The 19,938-nt window shown below is 63.6% G+C and carries 20 protein-coding genes; 12 read left to right on the top strand and 8 right to left on the bottom strand.

Annotated elements, in window-relative coordinates; all coding sequences use genetic code 11:
- Window position 1 precedes the first annotated feature (1 nt).
- The 3 genes from JF290_RS16750 to JF290_RS16740 all read left to right on the top strand — a co-directional run bounded on the left by JF290_RS16750 (window position 2) and on the right by JF290_RS16740 (window position 2,464).
- Complete coding sequence (locus tag JF290_RS16750) at window positions 2-1,189, top strand: vWA domain-containing protein (RefSeq protein ID WP_199026048.1); 1,188 nt, start codon at window positions 2-4, stop codon at window positions 1,187-1,189.
- 328 nt (window positions 1,190-1,517) lie between these two features.
- Window positions 1,518-1,778, top strand: a complete 261-nt coding sequence (locus JF290_RS16745) for a hypothetical protein (RefSeq protein WP_199026047.1) — start codon at window positions 1,518-1,520, stop codon at window positions 1,776-1,778.
- Entirely contained in the window at window positions 1,775-2,464 is a 690-nt protein-coding gene (locus tag JF290_RS16740) for a M48 family metalloprotease (RefSeq protein WP_199026046.1), read from the top strand. Before JF290_RS16745 ends, JF290_RS16740 begins: the two co-directional genes overlap by 4 nt.
- Window positions 2,465-2,540: 76 nt before the next feature.
- Here JF290_RS16740 and JF290_RS16735 read toward each other — a convergent pair whose 3' ends face one another.
- The 4 genes from JF290_RS16735 to JF290_RS16720 all read right to left on the bottom strand — a co-directional run bounded on the left by JF290_RS16735 (window position 2,541) and on the right by JF290_RS16720 (window position 7,653).
- Window positions 2,541-3,083 (bottom strand): RSP_2648 family PIN domain-containing protein, encoded by a 543-nt coding sequence (locus JF290_RS16735; RefSeq protein WP_199026045.1) that lies wholly within the window; start codon window positions 3,081-3,083, stop codon window positions 2,541-2,543.
- A complete protein-coding gene (locus tag JF290_RS16730; protein WP_199026044.1) occupies window positions 3,080-4,288 on the bottom strand; it encodes an RSP_2647 family RNA methyltransferase in 1,209 nt (402 codons plus the stop codon). Before JF290_RS16730 ends, JF290_RS16735 begins: the two co-directional genes overlap by 4 nt.
- A 306-nt stretch (window positions 4,289-4,594) precedes the next feature.
- Window positions 4,595-4,867 (bottom strand): hypothetical protein, encoded by a 273-nt coding sequence (locus JF290_RS16725; protein ID WP_199026043.1) that lies wholly within the window; start codon window positions 4,865-4,867, stop codon window positions 4,595-4,597.
- On the bottom strand, window positions 4,864-7,653 hold the full coding sequence (locus tag JF290_RS16720; RefSeq protein ID WP_199026042.1) for a bifunctional [glutamate--ammonia ligase]-adenylyl-L-tyrosine phosphorylase/[glutamate--ammonia-ligase] adenylyltransferase: 2,790 nt from the start codon (window positions 7,651-7,653) through the stop codon (window positions 4,864-4,866). Before JF290_RS16720 ends, JF290_RS16725 begins: the two co-directional genes overlap by 4 nt.
- A 96-nt stretch (window positions 7,654-7,749) precedes the next feature.
- On the opposite strand from JF290_RS16720, the gene JF290_RS16715 reads away from it, so the two are divergent.
- From JF290_RS16715 to ilvN, 6 genes are all read left to right on the top strand, one after another.
- Window positions 7,750-8,232, top strand: coding sequence for a YbaK/EbsC family protein (locus JF290_RS16715; protein ID WP_199026041.1), 483 nt, complete (start codon window positions 7,750-7,752; stop codon window positions 8,230-8,232).
- Window positions 8,233-8,337: 105 nt separating this feature from the next.
- Window positions 8,338-8,757, top strand: coding sequence for a DUF2852 domain-containing protein (locus JF290_RS16710; protein WP_199026040.1), 420 nt, complete (start codon window positions 8,338-8,340; stop codon window positions 8,755-8,757).
- Between the two features lie 64 nt (window positions 8,758-8,821).
- A complete protein-coding gene (locus tag JF290_RS16705; RefSeq protein WP_199026039.1) occupies window positions 8,822-9,265 on the top strand; it encodes an RDD family protein in 444 nt (147 codons plus the stop codon).
- 62 nt (window positions 9,266-9,327) lie between these two features.
- Window positions 9,328-10,143: an arginyltransferase gene (locus tag JF290_RS16700; RefSeq protein ID WP_199026038.1), complete on the top strand. Its 816-nt coding sequence runs from the start codon at window positions 9,328-9,330 to the stop codon at window positions 10,141-10,143.
- A gap of 297 nt (window positions 10,144-10,440) precedes the next feature.
- Window positions 10,441-12,192: an acetolactate synthase 3 large subunit gene (locus JF290_RS16695; RefSeq protein WP_199026037.1), complete on the top strand. Its 1,752-nt coding sequence runs from the start codon at window positions 10,441-10,443 to the stop codon at window positions 12,190-12,192.
- A 71-nt stretch (window positions 12,193-12,263) separates the two neighbouring features.
- Complete coding sequence (gene ilvN / locus JF290_RS16690; RefSeq protein WP_199026036.1) at window positions 12,264-12,824, top strand: acetolactate synthase small subunit; 561 nt, start codon at window positions 12,264-12,266, stop codon at window positions 12,822-12,824.
- Between the two features lie 13 nt (window positions 12,825-12,837).
- On the opposite strand, the gene JF290_RS16685 is transcribed toward ilvN, so the two are convergent.
- Window positions 12,838-13,200, bottom strand: coding sequence for a hypothetical protein (locus JF290_RS16685; protein WP_199026035.1), 363 nt, complete (start codon window positions 13,198-13,200; stop codon window positions 12,838-12,840).
- 278 nt (window positions 13,201-13,478) lie between these two features.
- On the opposite strand from JF290_RS16685, the gene JF290_RS16680 reads away from it, so the two are divergent.
- From JF290_RS16680 to JF290_RS16670, 3 genes are all read left to right on the top strand, one after another.
- Window positions 13,479-14,237, top strand: coding sequence for a helix-turn-helix domain-containing protein (locus JF290_RS16680; protein WP_233155482.1), 759 nt, complete (start codon window positions 13,479-13,481; stop codon window positions 14,235-14,237).
- 109 nt (window positions 14,238-14,346) lie between these two features.
- Window positions 14,347-15,507 carry an aromatic ring-hydroxylating oxygenase subunit alpha gene (locus JF290_RS16675; RefSeq protein WP_199026033.1) on the top strand — a complete coding sequence of 387 codons (1,161 nt, stop codon included), beginning with the start codon at window positions 14,347-14,349 and terminating at the stop codon, window positions 15,505-15,507.
- Window positions 15,504-15,719, top strand: a complete 216-nt coding sequence (locus tag JF290_RS16670) for a hypothetical protein (protein WP_199026032.1) — start codon at window positions 15,504-15,506, stop codon at window positions 15,717-15,719. Before JF290_RS16675 ends, JF290_RS16670 begins: the two co-directional genes overlap by 4 nt.
- On the opposite strand, the gene JF290_RS16665 is transcribed toward JF290_RS16670, so the two are convergent.
- From JF290_RS16665 to JF290_RS16655, 3 genes are all read right to left on the bottom strand, one after another.
- The gene (locus JF290_RS16665) at window positions 15,716-16,504 is read right to left on the bottom strand and encodes a DUF2189 domain-containing protein (RefSeq protein ID WP_199026031.1); all 789 of its coding nucleotides are present in this window, start codon (window positions 16,502-16,504) and stop codon (window positions 15,716-15,718) included. The genes JF290_RS16670 and JF290_RS16665 overlap by 4 nt on opposite strands.
- 23 nt (window positions 16,505-16,527) lie before the next feature.
- On the bottom strand, window positions 16,528-17,925 hold the full coding sequence (locus JF290_RS16660) for an amidase (protein ID WP_199026030.1): 1,398 nt from the start codon (window positions 17,923-17,925) through the stop codon (window positions 16,528-16,530).
- 80 nt (window positions 17,926-18,005) lie between these two features.
- Window positions 18,006-19,592: a calcium-binding protein gene (locus JF290_RS16655; protein ID WP_199026029.1), complete on the bottom strand. Its 1,587-nt coding sequence runs from the start codon at window positions 19,590-19,592 to the stop codon at window positions 18,006-18,008.
- Between the last annotated feature and the right edge of the window lie 346 nt (window positions 19,593-19,938).

Here is a 19,938-nt window from a genome sequence, read left to right as displayed (position 1 = left end):
CATGTTCCTGCCGTTCTTCGACAATCTGCGCAAGGCCGGCATCCCGGTCAGCCTGCGCGAGTACCTGACCTTCCTGGAAGGCATGACCGCCGGACTGGCCACGTATGACGTCGAGGCGTTCTACTATCTGGCCCGCACCGCGATGGTGAAGGACGAGCGCAACATCGACAAGTTCGACCGCGCCTTCGCCGCCAGCTTCAAGGGGCTCGAGGAGATCAGCTTTCAGCAGGTCATGGACGCGGTCGACATCCCCGCCGACTGGCTCAGGAAGATGACCGAGAAACACCTGAGCGACGCCGAGAAGGCCGAGATCGAGGCGCTCGGAGGCTTCGACAAGCTGATGGAAACCCTGCGCGAACGGCTCAAGGAGCAGCAGGGCCGCCACCAGGGCGGCAACAAGTGGATCGGCACCGGTGGCACCAGCCCTTTCGGCGCCTATGGCTACAACCCCGAAGGCGTGCGGATCGGCCAGAAGGAAAGCCGCCACCAGCGCGCGGTCAAGGTCTGGGACAAGCGCGAATTCAAGAACCTCGACGACACGGTCGAACTGGGCACCCGCAACATCAAGGTGGCGCTGAAACGCCTGCGCCGCTGGGCCCGCGAGGGCGCGGCGGAAGAACTCGACCTCGACGGCACCATCCGCGCCACCGCCGAACACGGCTACCTCGACGTCAAGACCCGGCCAGAGCGTCACAACGCGGTCAAGGTGGTTCTGTTCCTCGATGTCGGCGGCAGCATGGACCCCCATGTCAAGGTGGTGGAAGAGCTGTTCTCTGCCGCGCGCAGTGAATTCAAGCATCTCGAGCATTACTATTTCCACAACTGCCTCTACGAGGGCGTGTGGCGCGACAACCGCCGCCGCTGGGATGCGCAGATCCCCACGCACGAGGTGCTGCGCACCTACGGCTCCGACTACAAGTGCATCTTCGTCGGTGACGCGTCCATGAGCCCCTACGAGATCGCCTATCCCGGCGGCGCCAACGAACACTGGAACGCCGAGGCCGGCAGCGTCTGGCTGCAACGCGCCATCGACCAATGGCCCGACACGCTGTGGATCAACCCGGTGCCCGAGAAGTACTGGGACTACACGCATTCGATCCAGATGATCCAGGAGATCTTCGGCAAGGAGGCCATGGTGCCGATGACGCTGGAAGGGCTCAGCCGCGGCATGAAACACCTGACCAACTGATTTCGAACCGCGGCTCCGGACCCCGACAACGCTGAACGCCGGGCGACCCGGCGTCTCCGAAGTCGACATGCCCCGCGCCAGGCCCGGTCTCCGTTGGCCCTGATCGCTCGGCGACACTTTCTTTACCTTTGGCCCCGCGCGCCGCGTTAACCGTCGCACCGGGCGCGAAACGGCATGCCGCGTATGCACGCGGTCTGTACGCGGTATGTACGCCCTGCACAGCCCGTTCGGTCAGGGAATGCAGGGGTAAACGCCGGGTTTCGGCATGAACCCGGCGCAGCCGTTGCGCGTTCTCTTCCCCGCGCCCCCGGCGCGCTGAACTGCCACCATGTCCGATGCGCCCGTCACCGGTATCGACCTCGCCGCCTTCACCGCCGATCCCTACCTCGTTCCGGCCCGGATGCGGCGGGTCGCGCCGATCACCCAGGTCGCCCTGCCCATGGCGCTCGCCGCCGCGCCCGGCCTGCGCCTGGCCACAGAGGTGAAGTTCACCGGTTGGGCGTTTCGCGGCCCCCGTGCGGTGTCCGTGGCCTGGGACGCGCGCAAAGCCTTGTCGAAGGGCCCGCCCGACGCCATATCCATTCCATGATCAAGCTGACGCCGATCCTGCTGGCCATCCTCTACGCCGTCGCGATGTACCGCGTATCGGTCTGGCGCACCGGACGCGAACTTGACAGCAAGTCCACCGAACTGGCCGACCCGAAACTCAAGCGCCTCACCGACCGGCTCGCCGTGGCGCTCGACCTGGCGCGAATCCCGGTCTACATCTACGAGATCGACCCCGTGAACGGGCTTGCAGCGCCCGACGGACGGATTTTCATCACCCGCGGGTTTTATCGCAAGTTCCAGAACGGCGACGTGACCGGAGAGGAACTGTCGAGCGTCATCGCGCATGAACTCGGCCATGTCGCCCTCGGCCATTCGCGCCGCCGCATGATCGATTTCTCTGGCCAGAACGCATTGCGCACGGCGTTGATGATGATCCTCGGGCGCTTCATTCCCTTTGTCGGGGCCTGGATCGCCAACATCCTGACGACCCTGTTGGCCGCCGGCCTGTCACGCTCGGATGAATACGAGGCGGACGCCTACGCAGCCGCCCTGCTGACCAAGGCCGGAATCGGCGTCGAACCGCAGAAGTCGCTGTTTCGCAAGCTCGATGCGCTCACCCAGCAGCGCGCAGGCATGGCCCCGGCCTGGCTTATGAGCCACCCGAAAACCGAGCAGCGCATCGCCGCGCTCGAAAAGCTCGAGGCGCGCTGGACCGCGCCGAGTTGATGCGCCCCGGGTCACGCTGTTGGCCCGGCCCGCCGCGCGCCCCGCTGCCATCCTGAGCGGAAAGAAGCAACCGAGTTCAGCCTGCGACGGCCTTGGCCAACCGTGGCAACCGGGCTTTCTTGAGCAGTGCGCGCATCTCCCAATGGTGTCCGGACAGGCGATTGGCTTGGGCGAGGACCGCATTGGCCTCGGCGGCGATGCTTTCGGGCGCCTGCTGCCAGAGACCATACAGAAAGGAGTCTGGATCGACGCGGGTAAGCCCTTCCTCGGCGAGAATGTTGCGCGGGAAATCCCGCGCGTTCAGCGTCATGATCGCGTCAGCCGAGCCCGCAACGGCGACCGCAAGCACATGCAGATCGGACGGGTCCGGCAGCCAGAGACGGGTTTCGACACCAGGCGCGGGTGGCAGGAGCGCATCGGGCCAGGCCGCGCGCAGCAATGCGATCTCTCCCCGCGCCTGAACTTCGCCGTCGGGTCCGAGCCGGTGCGCGGCGCGGGCCCATTCCTCGAGGATCCGCTCGGACCAGAAAGGGGCGAAATGACCGGCCCGGGCGGCACCCAGGATCATCTCGCGCATCACGGTGGGAAACAGGACGCAGGTGTCCAGAACGATCTTCACAGCCGGAAGACCAACGCCTTGAGATAGCCGCTTTCCCCCAGCTGTGGCAATTGCGGATGATCCGGCCCCGCGAATCCCGTGTGCAACAGTTGCGCCTGTCGCCCTGCGCGCCCGATGCCGCGCGTGCAAGCCGTGCGGAACCGCTCGAGATCGGCGGCGTGCGAGCAGGAACAAAGGACCAGGTATCCGCCCGGCGCGACCAGCGGTGCGGCGAGACGGGCGATGCGTTCATAGGCCCGCAGACCGGCCTCGAGCGCGGAGCGCGCCGGCGCGAAAGCCGGCGGATCGCAGATCGCGAAATCGAACTGCGCACCTTCCTCCTGCAATGCGGCGAGGGTTTCGAAAGCGTCGCCCTGCCGGGTCTGGAAGCGGTTCCCTACCCCGCTCGCCTCGGCCCCCGCGCGGGCGAGGTCGAGGGCTGCAGCAGACCCATCCACCACGAGAGCCGAGGCCGCGCCATGCGCAAGCGCCGCCAGGGCGAAACCGCCCACATGAGAAAACACGTCAAGCACCCGCGCCCCGGGCGCAAGCCGCGCGGCAAAAGCGTGATTGGGCCGCTGGTCGAAGAAGAGGCCGGTTTTCTGCCCTCCTGTCAGGTCGGCCATGTAGATCGCCCCGTTCATCGGCACCGGCACTGGCCGATCGGGTGCCTGCCCGTGCAGAACGCCTGAAACATCGTCGAGCCCCTCAAGCCCCCGGGTGCGCCCGCCGGCGTTCTTGAGTACCGTGGCGACGCCGGTCACCTCCACCAATGCCCGGGTCATCGCGGCGAGATGCACCTCGGCCCAGGCAGCATTGGGCTGCACAACCGCCACGTCGCCGAAACGATCGATCACGACGCCGGGCAAGCCGTCAGCTTCGGCATGCGCAAGCCGATAGAACGGCGCGTCATACAGCCGGGCGCGCAGATCCAACGCCCGCTGCAGTCGCTCCGCGAACCACGCCACGTCGACCTCGGCCGCCGGGTCGCGGTCGATCATCCGGCAGATGATCCGCGAGTTCGGATTGACCGAGACCAGACCCAGCGGCGCGCGGGCATCATCCTCGAGAACCGCCAGCGTCCCCGGCTGCAGCGACCGGGTGCGCCGGTCCGTCACGAGCTCGTTGGCATAGACCCAGGGGAACCCGTGGCGCAGCCCCCGCGCGTTGATCTTGGGCTTCAGACGAACGCGGGGGCGGTCATCCGGTTGAGGAGCAGGTGTCATGTCAGATCCGCGTTGGTCCGGGGACGGGCCGTTGCTGACCCATTGGTTCGCCTTGCCTTAGCGCGTTTCACCATCTGGGCAAAAGGCCCGACTTGGCGAATTGCACCATCGTCCCGAAATTTTCGCTTATCGGCCTTCCTCATCGGTCCCGTTCGGGAAACACCGCGTATCGCGAACAGCATGGGCCAAGGCCCGTCGTCCCCTTGGCGTCCAAGAACTCTCACGGCCGCCGCGCTTCGGTCTGATGTCTGCCAATTCCTATCGCCCAGGAGGATGTGCGCACCCGCCGAGGGTTCAGTTCCCGCGTCAGGTGCGCGGGCGGGCGCGCCAGCCGCCTCGGCGTTTGGGCGTCGCGACAGAGGTCAACCCTTCCTGCATGACCTGCGTCATCGGATGCTCCGGCTGCGCGGTTGCAAATCGGTCGATCAGTTGGCGCAGGATCGCGCGGGTGTCCGAACCCTCCGGAAGGCTCAGGGCCCAATCCAGAAAGATCGATCTGCACTCGGACGCGGTAACATCCGGCATGCGATACGCTTCCTCGATCAGTCCCTTCGGATCGGTCCGTGCATCGCCCTTCATTTTTCATTCCCCGGCCCAACCAGCTCTGCGATACGGCCGGAGATGCGCTCATAGCTCGTCTCGAGTTCAGCACGCAGAAGGTCGATATCGTCAACCCCAGTGCTGCGGCACAGGAAGGCTGCAGCTCCTTCGCCGATATCCGCACTGTCCAACGCATTGCCGGAAATAAGCCGGGCCGCCATCTGCACCGCCCAGTAGAGATCATATGCCTCCGACAGCAGGTTTGCGTCCTCGGTCGACAGCCAACCGCAAGCGACGGCGGCCTCGAGCCCCGACCGCACATCGCGGGCGGGCGACCCGGCCAACAGAGCGCCTGTCTGCGCGACCAGTTCGATATCCTGCATCCGTCCCGCGCCGGTCTTTGCGTCCCAAGGCCCGTCAGCGGTCTTGGCCGCGGCCACGCGGGCGCGCATGTCGGCAACCTCTCGCAGCACCTTGTCGCGGTCGCGCCCGGTCGCCAGAACGGAGCGGCGAAAGCTTTCGATATCCTCGGCCAGATCGGGCGCCCCGGCGACGACCCGGGCGCGGGTCAGCGCGAGATGCTCCCAAACCCAGGCGTCCGACACCTGGTAGTTCCGGAAACTAGCCCAGCTTGTCGCAACCGGCCCCTGGGTACCCGAGGGCCTGAGCCGCATGTCCACCTCGTAGAGCCGGCCCTCGGCGGTGGGGGCGGTCAGGGCGGTGATCAAAGCCTGCGTCAGACGCGCATAGTAGGGGCGCACGCCAAGGGGGCGGCGTCCCTCCGAACTCTCCTGCTCCTGCGGGTCATAGATGACGATCACATCCAGATCGGACATGGCGTTCAGCCGGCCCGCGCCCAGCGATCCCATGCCCAGAATCGCGGCCCCGCGACCAGGCGGCGCGCCGTGCTTTCTTGCGAACTGACGCGCGACCACCGGTGCGATCGAGGCAATCACCGCTTCGGCAAGCTCGGCGTATTGCGCGCCCGCGCCCGCCGCGTCGATCAGACCACGCAGGTGATGCACGCCGATGCGGAAATGCCATTCCTTGTTCCAACGTCGCGCCGCGTCCAGCTGGCGCTCGTAGTCGGGTTCCCTGGCCAGAAGCTGGTCGAGATCGGCGCGCAGCTGCTCGGTTCCGGGCCAGTCGGCAAAGAAATCGCCCCCGATCACCGCGTCGAACACGCCGGCGTTACGCGAGAGGTGGCTGGCCAAGGCAGACGATGTGCCGACGATATCGATCAGAAGATCGATCAACTGCGTGTTGGCCTCGAACAGCGAGAACAGCTGCACCCCGGCGGGCAATCCCGCGAGGAACCCGTCCAGAGCCAAGAGGGACTCCTCGGGCTTGGCGGTTCGTGCCAGCCGCGACAGCAGCTCCGGGCGCAGTCGCTTGAAGATCTGTCGCGCCCGTTCCGAACGCAGCGCCGGATAGGTCGGCCACCGCGCGAGAATGCTTGCATCAAACGCCTCGGTCTCGGGCGGGCTGGGCTCCGCTGCGCCCGATTCCGGAGCAAAGAACCCTTCGGTCAACTCGTGCACCTCGGTCAGACGCGCCTTGACCGTGTCGATCATGTCGGTTTCATCCATGTCCATCAGGCAGGCGATCCGCGCCAGGCCCTCCTCTGTGGAGGGCATCTTGTGGGTCTGCGCGTCGTTCACCATCTGGATGCGGTGTTCGACTTCGCGATGCGCCCGGTAATGTGCGGTCAGTCGGTCCGCGACGTCCTTCGGAACCCAACCCTTGGCAGCCAGCGCCGCAAGACCGGGCACAGTACCGCGCTGACGCAGATCGCTGTCGCGGCCGCCGGCGATCAACTGGCGGGTCTGGGTGAAGAACTCGATCTCGCGGATCCCCCCGCGCCCCAGCTTCATGTCATGGCCCGGCACCGAGAGTGGGCCGTACAACCCCTTGTTCTCGCGGATGCGCAATCGCATGTCATGGGCGTCCTGGATGCTGGCGAAATCCAGGTGCTTGCGCCACACGAAGGGGGTCAGCGTGGTCAGGAACCGGGCACCGGCCTCCAGATCCCCCGCCGCCGGGCGCGCCTTGATATAGGCGGCGCGTTCCCAGGTGCGGCCGAGGCTTTCGTAGTACCGTTCCGCTGCTTCGGTGGCCATGCAGACAGGCGTCACGGCCGGATCCGGGCGCAGGCGCAGGTCGGTACGGAATACATACCCCTCCGCGGTGCGTTCGCTCAGCGTGCTGCACATGTTGCGCGTCGCGCGGACCATGCCCTGGCGGGCATCATGGAAATCGGACGGGTCGAAGCGAGTTTCGTCGAACAGGCAGATCAGGTCGATATCCGACGAGTAATTCAACTCGTGTGCGCCCATCTTGCCCATCGCCAGAACGATCAGACCGCCGGCCGTGGCGATGTCGTCCTCGGTTTGGCCGGGCAGTTTGCCGCGCCGCACCAGCGCGGCGATCTCGGCCTTGATCACCACGTCACAGGCCAGACCACCGAAATCCGTCAAGACGCCGGTCACCCGTTCGAGCGGCCAGACGCCCGACAGATCGGCCAGCGCCGTGATCAGCGCGATGCGCCGTTTGGCCCGGCGCAGACCGGACTTGAGTGCATCCGGCGCCAGCTCCGAAACCTCCGCAAGACAGCGGTCGATCGCGGCATCGGGATCGTCGGCAGCCGAAAGGAGCCACTCCGCCTCGCTTTCGATCAGGCCTTTCAGAAATGGGCTCGACCCGCCTGCTCCCTCGATCAACTGTGCGAAATCGCCCTCGGCGCCGGGCACGGCGGCACGGGCCTCCGCGCCCCGGTCCGGGTCGTAGGCTCGGGGCAGACGGGTGATCTTGCGCAACAATGACATGAGCGCAGACTGCTGCGCGACGCAAGGCGCGTCAATCCGCGATCGGCCTTGAGCGAGCGGCTTGATCCCGCCCGCGCACTGCGCCACCCTGTCGCCATGAGCAAAAGCCTGAAGCGCGTCCGCGCCGCCCTGAAAGACGCCGGGCTTGATCCGGATATCCGCGAAACCGACCTCGCCCGCACCGCCGCGGACGCCGCGCGGGCGGTCGGCTGCGGGGTCGACCAGATTGCCAAGTCGATCGTGTTCCTGGGCGAACACAGTGGCGAGGTGCTGCTGTTTCTCACCGCCGGCGGCAACCGGGTCGATCCGGACAGGGCCGCGGCCTTGGCAGGCGAACCCCTGGGAAAGGCCGACGCCGCGCTGGTGCGCAGCCGCACGGGCTTTGCCATTGGCGGCGTCGCCCCGGTTGGCCACCTCTCGCCGATCCCCGCTTTCCTGGACCTTCGCTTGACGGATTTCGACCGGGTCTGGGCCGCTGCAGGCACGCCGCATCACGTATTTCCGATCTCACCCTTGGATCTTCAGCGAATTTCAGATGCTCAAATATCTGATTTCACGATAAAAAAGGAAGAAATGTAAAAAACATTCACATAAACCCTTGCAAAGGGGCACAGCACTTCCGATCTAGGTAATGTGAAAGAGGTTCACATAGACCCACCGAAACCCGATATGGAGAGACTGACCATGACCATGATGACCGACCCCGTCCCCGCCACGTCCCATCCGGGCTGGTTTTCCCGCAGCGAAGCCTGGCTTGACAGCAAGGGCAAAGGCGCGTGGATCGCCGCCATGGTGCTTGGCTTCGTCTTCTTCTGGCCCATCGGCCTCGCATTTCTCTTCTACATGATCTGGAGCAAACGCATGTTCAGCAAATCCTGCAGCCGCCACGGTTCCTGGAACACCAGCCGCATGACGATGACGAAATCCACCGGCAACAGCGCCTTTGACGCCTACAAGGAAGAAACCCTCCGCCGGCTCGAGGAGGAGCAGACCAACTTCGAAACCTTCCTGGAGCGCCTGCGCGAAGCCAAGGACAAGGCCGAGTTCGACCAGTTCATGGAAGAGCGCGCGAAAAAGAACGGCGACGGCACCGAAGCCGCCTGATCGACCCACCGCCCCCGCCAAAGCGCGGGGGCGCTTCCCCCAATCGTTTCACGGACGCACAACAATGCTTCACCTGCCCGACCCGGACCGCCAACCGCAGTTCTACAGCTCGGTTCCGGCCAAGCGCCTGCTGGCCTGGATCGTCGACATGGCGGTGATCCTATTGCTCAGCCTGCTGACCGTTGTTCTGACCGCCTTTGTCGGCGCCTTCGTCTGGCCCGTGCTGATCGTGGTGATTGGCTTTGCCTACCGGGTCGTGACGCTCGCCAACGCCTCGGCCACCTGGGGCATGCGTTTTGCCGGAATCGAACTGCGCCAGTCCGATGGCAGCCCCTTCGATCTCGGGATGGCTCTGGCGCATACCACGGGCTACACGATCAGCGTCGCTGTCCCTGTCCTGCAGGTGATCTCGATCGTGATGATGCTGACCGGCGCACGCGGACAGGGCCTGTCCGACGCCTTTCTCGGCACGGTTGCGCTGAACCGGCGCGCCGTTTCCAGCGCGTGAATCCGGGCTTGGCGTATCAGACGACGGTTGTTATCATTTAGGCAATCAACCGCGGACGATCGATGCGCCACACTCTTCCCATAGCGCCACAATTCTATGTGACGGCCCCCCAGCCCTGTCCTTATCTGGACGGGCGAATGGAACGTAAGCTGTTCACATCGCTGCAGGGCGAGAACGCCGATCGACTCAACAACAGCCTCAGCCAGCAGGGGTTTCGCCGGTCACAGAACGTGCTGTACCGTCCGTCCTGTGCCGAATGCTCGGCTTGTCTATCGGCGCGGATTGATGTGTCGCGCTTCACACCGTCCAAGAGCCAGAAGCGCACGGCGCGCCGCAACGCCGACCTTGAGCGCCGGGCCACCTCTCCGTGGGCCACCGAGGATCAGTACGACCTGTTCCGCCGGTATCTCGACGCGCGCCATGCCGATGGCGGAATGGCCGACATGGACGTGTTCGAATTCGCCGCCATGATCGAGGAAACCCCGATCCGCAGCCGTGTCATAGAATACATGAACGGATCGGACCTCGTCGCCGTCAGCCTGACCGACGTCCTCGAGGACGGGCTGAGCATGGTCTATTCCTTCTACGATCCAGACGCTCCGCAACTCAGCCTCGGCACGCATATGATCCTCGATCATATAGAGATCGCCCGCGGTGCCGACCTGCCCTATGTCTACCTCGGCTATTGGGTGCCCGGCAGTCAGAAGATGGGCTACAAGGCGCGGTTTTCCGGGCTCGAGGTCTATCTCGGCGGTGAATGGCAACCGATGCGCGATCCGGACGCCTTCCGGTCCGAGACACACCCGCTCTCGACCGACCCGATCGCCGAGCAGGTCGCCAACATCAACCTGCCGGATCGACGCCCGACCCGTCTCTGACCCGAGAACCCGCCGGTGTGATTCCGAAAAAATCCCAGCGGGGCAAAGTGACGCAACAATATGTCCAGTTTCTGGCCGTTCCGGTCATTTATTTCTGCCTATTGCGGTTGACGCCCCTGCCCCTCGCTCATAATGTCCGCGCAGCACTGAGGAGCGCGGGATTTGACACCCCTAGTCGTAATCGTAGGAACCACGCGCATGGGCCGGTAACGGTAGACCATAATTCGACCCATGCGCCCCCGTCACAACCGGGGGCTTTTTTGTGCGCGGAACGCTGTCGCGGATGGAGCAATGCAGATGACACGTGAAATGACCGGAGCAAAGATGTTGGTTCAGGCCCTGAAGGATCAGGGTGTGGACACGGTATTCGGATATCCCGGCGGCGCTGTCCTGCCGATCTACGACGAAGTGTTCCAGCAGAATGACATCAAGCACGTCCTGGTGCGTCACGAACAGGGCGCGGTCCACGCCGCCGAAGGCTATGCACGGTCCACCGGCCGGCCCGGCGTTGTTCTTGTGACTTCGGGCCCCGGCGCGACCAACGCCGTGACCGGGCTGACGGACGCGCTGATGGACAGTATCCCGATCGTCGTTTTTACCGGACAGGTGCCGACCTTCATGATCGGCTCGGACGCGTTCCAGGAGGCGGACACTGTCGGCATCACGCGCCCCTGCACGAAACACAACTGGCTGGTCAAGGACACCGACAAGCTGTCTGGCGTCATTCACGAGGCGTTCCATGTCGCCACCTCGGGCCGCCCCGGGCCGGTCCTGGTGGACATCCCCAAGGATGTGCAGTTTGCCACCGGGACCTATACCAAACCGGCGCCGACCGCCTCGCACTATCAGCCGAGGATGAAGGGCGACATCGAGGAGATCACCGAACTGGTCGCCGCGATGGAAAAGGCCAAGCGCCCGGTCTTCTACACCGGCGGAGGCGTGATCAATTCCGGCCCGGCCGCCAGCCAGTTGCTGCGCGAATTGGTCGATGCCACCGGCTTTCCGATCACCTCGACCCTGATGGGGCTCGGCAGCTACCCGGCCTCGGGCAAGAACTGGCTCGGGATGCTGGGGATGCACGGCCTCTACGAGGCCAACCTCGCCATGCACGACTGCGACTTGCTGATCAACATCGGCGCGCGCTTCGACGACCGGATCACCGGCCGCATCGATGCCTTCAGCCCGAAATCGATCAAGGCGCATATCGACATCGACCCCAGCTCGATCAACAAGGTCATAAAGACCGATATTCCGATTGTCGGCGATGTTGCCCATGTACTCGAGGACCTGCTCAAGATTTGGAAGGCCCGGGGCCGCAAGACCAATGTCGAGTCGGTGGCCAAGTGGCACATGAAGATCAACGAATGGCGCAAGGTGGATTGCCTCGCCTACACCGACAGCAAGAAGTCGATCAAGCCGCAGCACGCGGTGGCACGGCTCGAGGCTCTGACCAAGGGGCATGATCGCTATATCTGCACCGAGGTTGGCCAGCACCAGATGTGGGCAGCGCAATACCTGGGTTTCGAAGATCCGAACCGCTGGATGACCTCGGGCGGCCTGGGGACGATGGGCTATGGCTTCCCGGCGTCGATCGGTGTGCAGATGGCACATCCGGACGCTCTGGTCATCAACGTGGCAGGCGAGGCCAGCTGGCTGATGAACATGCAGGAAATGGGCACAGCGGTGCAGTATCGCTTGCCCGTCAAACAGTTCATTCTGAACAATGAACGGCTCGGCATGGTGCGCCAGTGGCAGGAACTTCTGCATGGTGAGCGCTATTCGCATAGCTGGTCCGAAGCTCTGCCCGATTTCGTGAAGCTGGCCGAGGCCTTCGGGGCCAAGGGCATCCTGTGCTCCGATCCGGCCGACCTCGACGATGCGATCATGGAGATGATCAACCACGACGGTCCAGTGATCTTCGACTGCCTCGTCGAGAAGCATGAGAACTGCTTCCCGATGATCCCGTCGGGCAAGGCTCACAACGAGATGCTGCTGGGCGAGGCCGAAACCCAGGGCGTGATCGACGCCAAGGGATCGGTTCTGGTCTGATCGAGCGACGCAACTCTCTGGCCACGGCAAATAGCTTGCCGAGGCAGAACCAGCTTCAGGAAAGGGACATCATGTCAGCCCTGCACATCAAGAAAGGCGCGTCCAAGCACTCCGCCTACAACCTGCGTCCCACCTTCTCGGACGTGAACGAGCGTCATACCCTGGCGCTGCTGGTCGAGAACGAGCCCGGCGTGCTGGCGCGCGTGATCGGCCTCTTCTCCGGACGTGGCTACAACATCGAAAGCCTGACCGTGGCCGAGGTCGACCATACCGGGCACCTCAGCCGCATCACCATCGTCACCACCGGTACGCCGCAGGTGATCGAACAGATCAAGGCCCAGCTGGGTCGCATCGTGCCTGTGCACGAAGTGCATGACCTGACTGTCGAAGGGTCATCCGTCGAACGTGAACTGGCGATGCTGAAAGTGGTGGGCGATGGAGACAAGCGCGTCGAAGCGTTGCGCCTTGCCGACATCTTCCGCGCCAATGTGGTGGACAGTACGCTCGGCAGTTTCGTGTTCGAGATCACCGGAGCTCCGGAAAAAATCGATGCGTTCGCCGACCTGATGCGTCCGCTGGGATTGGCCGAAGTCGCCCGAACCGGGGTCGCCGCGCTGTTGCGCGGCGAGTGACCGGGCGACGAGGCTAGAGCGCGCTTTTCTGCGCCACTTCAGCCCGCTGCACGTCGCGTCGGCCACGCGCCAGGGCGAAAGGTATGATCTCGGCGGATCCACGCTGCGCCTGCCCTGACGCGGCGGCCTTGCGCGGGGCCGCCGACTCCAGCGCTTCCGGCAGTTCTGGAAACACGCCCTCCGCAACCAACCTGGGGTTGTGTACGAAGCGCAGATTGTGGTCCATCGACATGTCGAACTCGACCCAATCGCCGGCATCCAGTGCCACCGACGCTTCGTTTTCTTCCTGTCGGTAGAACGCCAAGTCGCCGTGATCCTCGCACCAGATCACCGCCTTGTTGTCCTGCCCGTCACTCCAAAGTACCACGCCAAACATAACATGTCCCGTCTATCCCTATGCCTTAACATTGAGACAATTCCTTACAATCAGACATGGAAAACTGGGCGTCGCACTCTTGCAATTTGTGTCCAATTCGATAGCTTGGCGACACAATCCGGCGTCACCCTCGACGCTAACTAGCGTCAACTCGGGTTTTTTGAGGTGAACGTTGGTGTTTTCATATACTTGGCCTGGGATCAGGCTTAAGTCCAAAGCGAATTAAATTTGGAGTAATCATGTCCAGATCAGGGCGTTCTCCGTCAGAATTGCGTAACATGTTCGGCGCTAATTTGCGCGTTTTGTCCAAACAGTATTCCTCCGTCTCCGAGCTGTCTCGGCAGTTGGGCATCAATCGTACCCAATTCAACCGTTACTTGTCCGGCGAGAGTTTTCCGCGCCCCGACGTACTTGACCGGATCTGTGAGTTCTTCAAGGTCGACGCCCGTATCCTGCTCGATCCTGTCGACTCGCTGGTCACTGCCGGGATGGTGTTGAACGGACCTGTTTTGGCGGATTTCATCGGCAAGGGCGTGAACGACATTCCACAGGACGTGTTTCCGGACGGGTTCTTCCGTTTCTCGCGTCGCAGTTTCACCAACACCGATCAATTCGTCGTCGGGCTGGTCAACGTGTTCCGCAAGTCGGGCCATACCTATGTGCGCGGTTTCGAGGCGCGCGAAGCGATGGGCGAGCAGGGCCTCACGCTGGATGCTCGAACCCGCGAGTACCGCGGCTATGTCGTGCGTCAGGAAGATGGGGTCGCGCTATTGATCTCGCGGCGCAAGGCGATGTCGAGCTCCTTCAATTTTCTGACCCGGGTCGCCTCGTTCGAGAACAACTTCTGGGTTGGCTACGCCACCAGAACCGTGCGCGAAAACGCGAATGCCGTTCGCGCAACGCGAATGGTTTTCGAACATCTGGAAGGAACGTGCCACAGTGTTCTGGCCGCCGCGCGAACGACCGGCCTGCGCCGCGAAGAGGAACTGTCACCGTTCCATCGGCGGCTGCTGCAACCGTCCGAACCCTTCCGCTGAGATCCGAAAACGGCCTTGAGTGTCGCGGTGAGGAAAGTCGCGTCGCTGCTGGGCCGGACCTCCGGCTTGCTTGGGTGATGAAATCGCCGCAGCCAAGAAGGAGGGGATCATGGCCCAGTCAATCACCGATCTGTCCGATGTACGCCGCCCGATCGGGTCCGCACACGGCCTTCCCAACGCGCATTACATAGACCCTGCCGTCTTCGAGGAAGAGAAACAGGCGCTTCTGGTCACGCAATGGGCCGGGCTGGCCGTGGCCGCGGATGTTCCCGAACCGGGCGACGCGGTGCCGATGACTTTCCTGGGCATGCCGCTGCTGCTGATCCGCGACAAATCCGACACTGTGCGCGTGTTCCAGAACACCTGCCGCCACCGCGGGATGATCCTGGTGGACGCCCCGCGCAAGATCGAGGGCGCGATCCGGTGCCCTTACCACAGCTGGTGCTATGCGACCGACGGACGTCTCGTCAGCACGCCCCATGTCGGCGGTCCAGGCCAGAACACCCATGAAGGTATCGACCGCGCCCTGCTCGGCCTGATCGAGGTCCGCAGCCATATCTGGCGCGACGTGGTCTGGATCAATCTCTCGGGCGACGCCCCCGCTTTCGAAATCGCCATGGCCGACCTTCTGGCCCGCTGGGCCGAGTTCGAGCAGCCGGTTTTTCATGGCGGCCCCGAAAGCCGCTTCCAACTCGACGTCAACTGCAACTGGAAGCTCGCGGTCGAAAACTACTGCGAAAGCTATCACCTGCCGTGGGTGCACCCGGGTCTGAACAGCTACTCCCGCCTGGAAGACCACTACCACATCGAACGACCTGGCGAATATTCCGGCCAGGGCACGCTCGTCTATCGCCAGATCACCAACGAGAACGGCGAGAAGTTTCCGGACTTCGCCGGGCTGAGCGACCAATGGGACACCGCCGCCGAATACGTCGCAGCCTTTCCGAACGTGCTGCTGGGCGTGCACCGCGATCACGCCTTCGCCATCATTCTCGTGCCCGACGGGACGGCGCGCACGACGGAACATGTCCATCTTTACTATCCCGTGGCCGGCACCGACGAAGGATTGCGCGCACGCAATTCACAGCAATGGAAGACCGTGTTCGAAGAGGACATCTTCGTCGTCGAAGGCATGCAGCGCGGTCGTCTGGCCCCCGGATTCGACGGCGGTCGCTTCTCGCCCGCGATGGACGGGCCGACTCACCTGTTCCATGATTGGGTCGCCGGCAAGATCCAGACCCATCGCGCCAAGGCCGAGGCCGCGGAATGAACGATCTGAACGACCGGCTGCTCGCCGCACATGCAGAGGGCGCGCATGACGCGCTGGTTCATCTCTATGCCGAAGCCGCCGACCGCGCCAACGATCCAACTGCCGAAGGGTTCTTTCTGACCCATGCCTATGTCTTCGCGCTCGAACGCAATCACCCCGACGCGCTGCGCCTGAAAGCGCGCCTCGTCGCGTCCGGTCGGGAGCAGGATTAGGCCGCCTCGGTCGCGGCCTCCTCCTTCAGCTGGTCATAGACATGCCAGGTCGCATGCCCCAACAGGGGCAGAACCACGAACAGCCCGGCGAACCACGGGATCAGCGCGGCGAAGGTCAGCACCGCGATGATGAACGCCCAAGCCAGCATCGGCAGAGGATGGCTCGTCACGTACTTGAAACTGGTGATCATCGCGGTGACGAAATCGACCTCGCGATCCAACAGGAGCGGCAGCGCCAGAACAGTGATCATGTAGAGCAGCAACGCGAAAAGCGCGCCCACCACCGTTCCCACCCCCAGCATGGCCAAACCGTTTGCGGTCAGGAAAACCTCGAAAGACGACGAGATGTTGGTCATCGTCGACAACCCAAGGAACAGGGCAAAGATCATGTGCCCGATGAAGAACCACCACAGGAAGACCACGATGATGATGGCGCACATCGAGGGCAACTGCCGACGCCCCTGGTGCAGCACCACGCCGAACACCTCGCTCCAGTTCAACGGCTCACCCTGTTCCAGCCGGCGCGACACTTCGTAAAGCCCGACCGCCGCGAAGGGACCGATCAGCGGAAATCCGATCGCGGCGAGCACCAGCCAGAACGTCGTCCCGGTCTGGGCGGTGATCCAGGCCATCAGCCAGCCACCGAGAACGTAAAACCCCGCGAAGACCAGCCCAAAGACCGGTGCGCGCTTGAAATCCTGCCAGCCGCGCTGCAGCGCCGTGCGCAGGATGCCGCCCGACACCGGGCCGAGCGGCGGAACACCATGTTCCAGTTCTGCAGTCATTCCATTCTCCCCTTCCCGGTGTCTTACTGGGCCGGGCGCTTCTGCGGCCAGCCGGTCGCGGCGTGATAAGCCGCGCCCAGTTGCAGCAGCGCCGCGTCGCTGCCGCGCGGGCCGAACAGTTGTACACCCATCGGCAGGCCCGCCGGGCCGAACCCCGCCGGTACCGCCAGCGCCGGCAGGCCGATCAGGCTGACCGGGATAACCACCTGCATCCAGCGGTGATAGGTGTCCATCGCCGTGCCGTCGATCTCGGTCGGGTATGCCAGCGTCACGTCGAACGGCCAGATCTGCGCCGATGGCAACACCAACGCGTCATAAGTTGAGAACAGCTGGGTCGCGGCGCAAAACCAGTCCGACCGGATCAGGCTCGCCTGCTGGATCTGCTGGCCACTCAAAGCGAGGCCCCGTTCGACCTCCCAAACCGCGCTTTCCTTCAGCGGCGCCTTCTCGGCGAGAAGCGGCGCAAGTCCCGCAGACACCTGCCAGGCACGCAGGTCGAGCCAGCTCTGCCACATTGCGTCCGCCGAGAACGGCGGCGCGACCGGCTCGACTGTGCAGCCCAACGTCTCGAACACCGCCAGCGCCGCCTCCGAAATGTCGAGAATTCCCGGCTCCATCGGCAGCGCACCGCCCCAATCGCCCAACCATCCGATGCGGAGCCCGGCCGGATCGCACGGAGAAAGTGGAGCGACAGGATCACAGGCGACACCATGCGGTTGGCGCGGGTCGGGCCCCGAGATCACGTCGAGCAACAGTGCGATATCTTCGGGGCTGCGGGCCATGGGGCCGAGCGTGCTCAACTGGTGCAGGAAGATGTCGCCCACCGGGTCCGACGGCACCCGGCCCCAACTCGGCCGGAAGCCATAGACGTTGTTCCAGGCGGCCGGGTTGCGCAGGCTGCCCATCATGTCCGACCCGTCGGCCAGTGCGGTCATGCCCGTGGCCAGCGCCACCGCCGCCCCGCCCGAGGAGCCGCCGGCGCTGCGGGACGGATCATAGGCATTGCCGGTCGCGCCATAGACCGGGTTGAAGGTATGCGAACCGAGTCCGAATTCCGGCACGTTGGTCTTGCCGATCAGGATCGCCCCGGCCGCCCGCATTCGCGCGGCGATCAGCGAATCCTCCACCGGCACGACCCCGGCAAACGCCGGAGAGCCGCGGGTCGACACGATGCCCGCGACATCAGCCAGATCCTTGACCGCGATGGGCAACCCATGCAACGCACCGCGCTTCGGCCCATTGTCGAGGGCGCGCGCTTCCTCCAGAAGCGCATCCGGATCGCGCAGACCGACAACCGCGTTGACGGTGCCGTTGACGATGCCGATCCGGTCGAGCGTCGCCTGCATGAGCTCTTCCGCACCCAAGGCGCCACGCGCGAGATCGGAGAGAAGATCGGCGGCGGGACGACGGGTCAGGGTCATGTCGGGCGGTCCTTGGAGCTTGTTTTCGCCAGCCTAACCCCAACCCGGTTTCGCGCAAGCCCCGGAATGCGTCGCGCAACCTAGACGAAATCGAAATCCGCCGAGGTCAGCACTGTTCCTGCCTCGCCAACCAGTACGATCGTGCCGTTGTCATGCGTGACCCGCAGGTTCCCGCCCAGGTTGGCAAAGGACAGGTCGCCAAACCCGCCGGTGTGATCCTCCAGCCGCAGAATGTCCTCGCCGTCGGTGAAATCCAGAACCCGGTCGAGGCCGCTGTTCTTGCCGAAAACAAAAACATCCTCGCCGTCGTTGCCCCGCAGGTTGTCCCGGCCACGGCCACCGTCAAGCACATCTTTGCCCTTGCCACCGATCAACGTGTCTTTGCCGTTCTGGCCGTACAGCTTGTCGTTGCCGTTTCCACCTCTCAAGACATCGTTCTGATCACCACCGAAGAGCCGATCGGCCCCGCCACGCCCCGACAGCGCGTTCTCGCCGCCATTCCCGGTCAACTTGTCACCGCGGTTTGACCCGGTCAGATTTTCCATCGACGACTGACGGAAATTCCCTTTCCCGGAAACATCCTGGTAGGCCGTCGTATCCAGAGAGAATTCCACTCCAACGGTGAAACCCGAAAACACGACTGTATCCACGCCTTGCTGACCACGAAAATCGAGCTCCATGTCACTCGCGATTTCGCTCACGTGAATCGTGTCGTCACCCGTCCACATATTCACTTGGCCGACGCTTCCGGTGCCAATCTTTACAGTGTCGTTTCCATCACCCGTCGACACACTTTGGACAAACCCGGATCCGGTTGTCACCGTATCGTCCCCATCGCCTGTTCGGATTGCTTCAACCTCGCCGGAACCGGTCGTCACAGTGTCCGTGCCCTTTCCGGTTCCAATGAAATTCGCTCCGCCAGCGCCGACACCAACACTGTCGTTGCCTCCACTGGTCGAAATCGTCTCGACGAAATAGTCGCCGGTTTTCACGGTATCGTCACCATTGCCCAAGAGCAGCGCACCGGCGAAGTAGTTGATCGTGACGTCGGTACTCTGGTCATCGGTCGCGTCGCTGCCCGTGTCCTGCGTGCTCAGCATGCCCAGATAGCCATGCGCCACAATGGTATGCGAAAACGCCTCTCCAGACCCGCTCGAGAACTGGACTTGCCCTGCGCCACCAGAGGTGTTTCCGGCCGTTCCGAGCCGGACCGTGTTATTGGAGTCAAAGGAGTAGAACGTCTCGAGAAACCCGCCCTCTGTGGTGACGGTGTTGTTGCCGTGATCCAGCTTGAGCGAAAAAATCCGGGAATTCCCCGTCATTTCGATGTCGGCATTGCCGGAATCGATCCGCATAGACGCGACCCGGCTGTCGCCTTGCAATCGGCCGATGAAATCTCCCGACGACGCGTTGACGTTTTCGACGATCGCTCCGTTTTTCAGGATCAAACGGTCCTCACCACCACGAAAGGACACGCTCTTCACGTTTCCGCCATCCACGATCACCCGGTCATTCAGGTTGCCCAACCTGATCGCGCCGGCTCCTCCGTTCACAGTGACCACTCCGCGTCCGTTCCAGACCTCAAGGTTGCCGAGATATCCAGACGCGGTCTTGACGATGTTCAGATCAGCTCCGATGTTGATCGAGTTGGTGAATTGCGATCCCAACTGAATGTCGTGCTTTGCCCCGTCACCGCCTTCGATGAACTTTACCCTGGTCGAGACGAGATCGACATCGGAGTTTTGCCCCAGCCTGAGGTAGTCGATCCGCCGCCCCGATCCCGAGTCGCTGTCGGTGAGTTTCGTGGTGTTCGTCCCGTCCGCTCCAAAGCGCATCGCCGCGACGGTCCAGTTGGATCCGACAAGGTCTGCGTTCGCAATCAGGTTCGCATTCGGCGTCGTGTCATAGGCGCTGTAGTAGCCCAGAAAGCCACCGTTCCAGGTCGCATCTCCCTGTCCCGATGCACGTTCCACCGGGGTCGATCCGTCAAAAATCGGATTAATCGTCGGCATG

It is taken from the genome of Sedimentitalea arenosa, assembly GCF_016428585.1.
In the GTDB taxonomy this organism is placed as follows: domain Bacteria; phylum Pseudomonadota; class Alphaproteobacteria; order Rhodobacterales; family Rhodobacteraceae; genus Sedimentitalea; species Sedimentitalea arenosa.
Note: the sequence above shows the minus strand (reverse complement) of the source record. Positions and strands in the feature narration are given on the sequence as shown.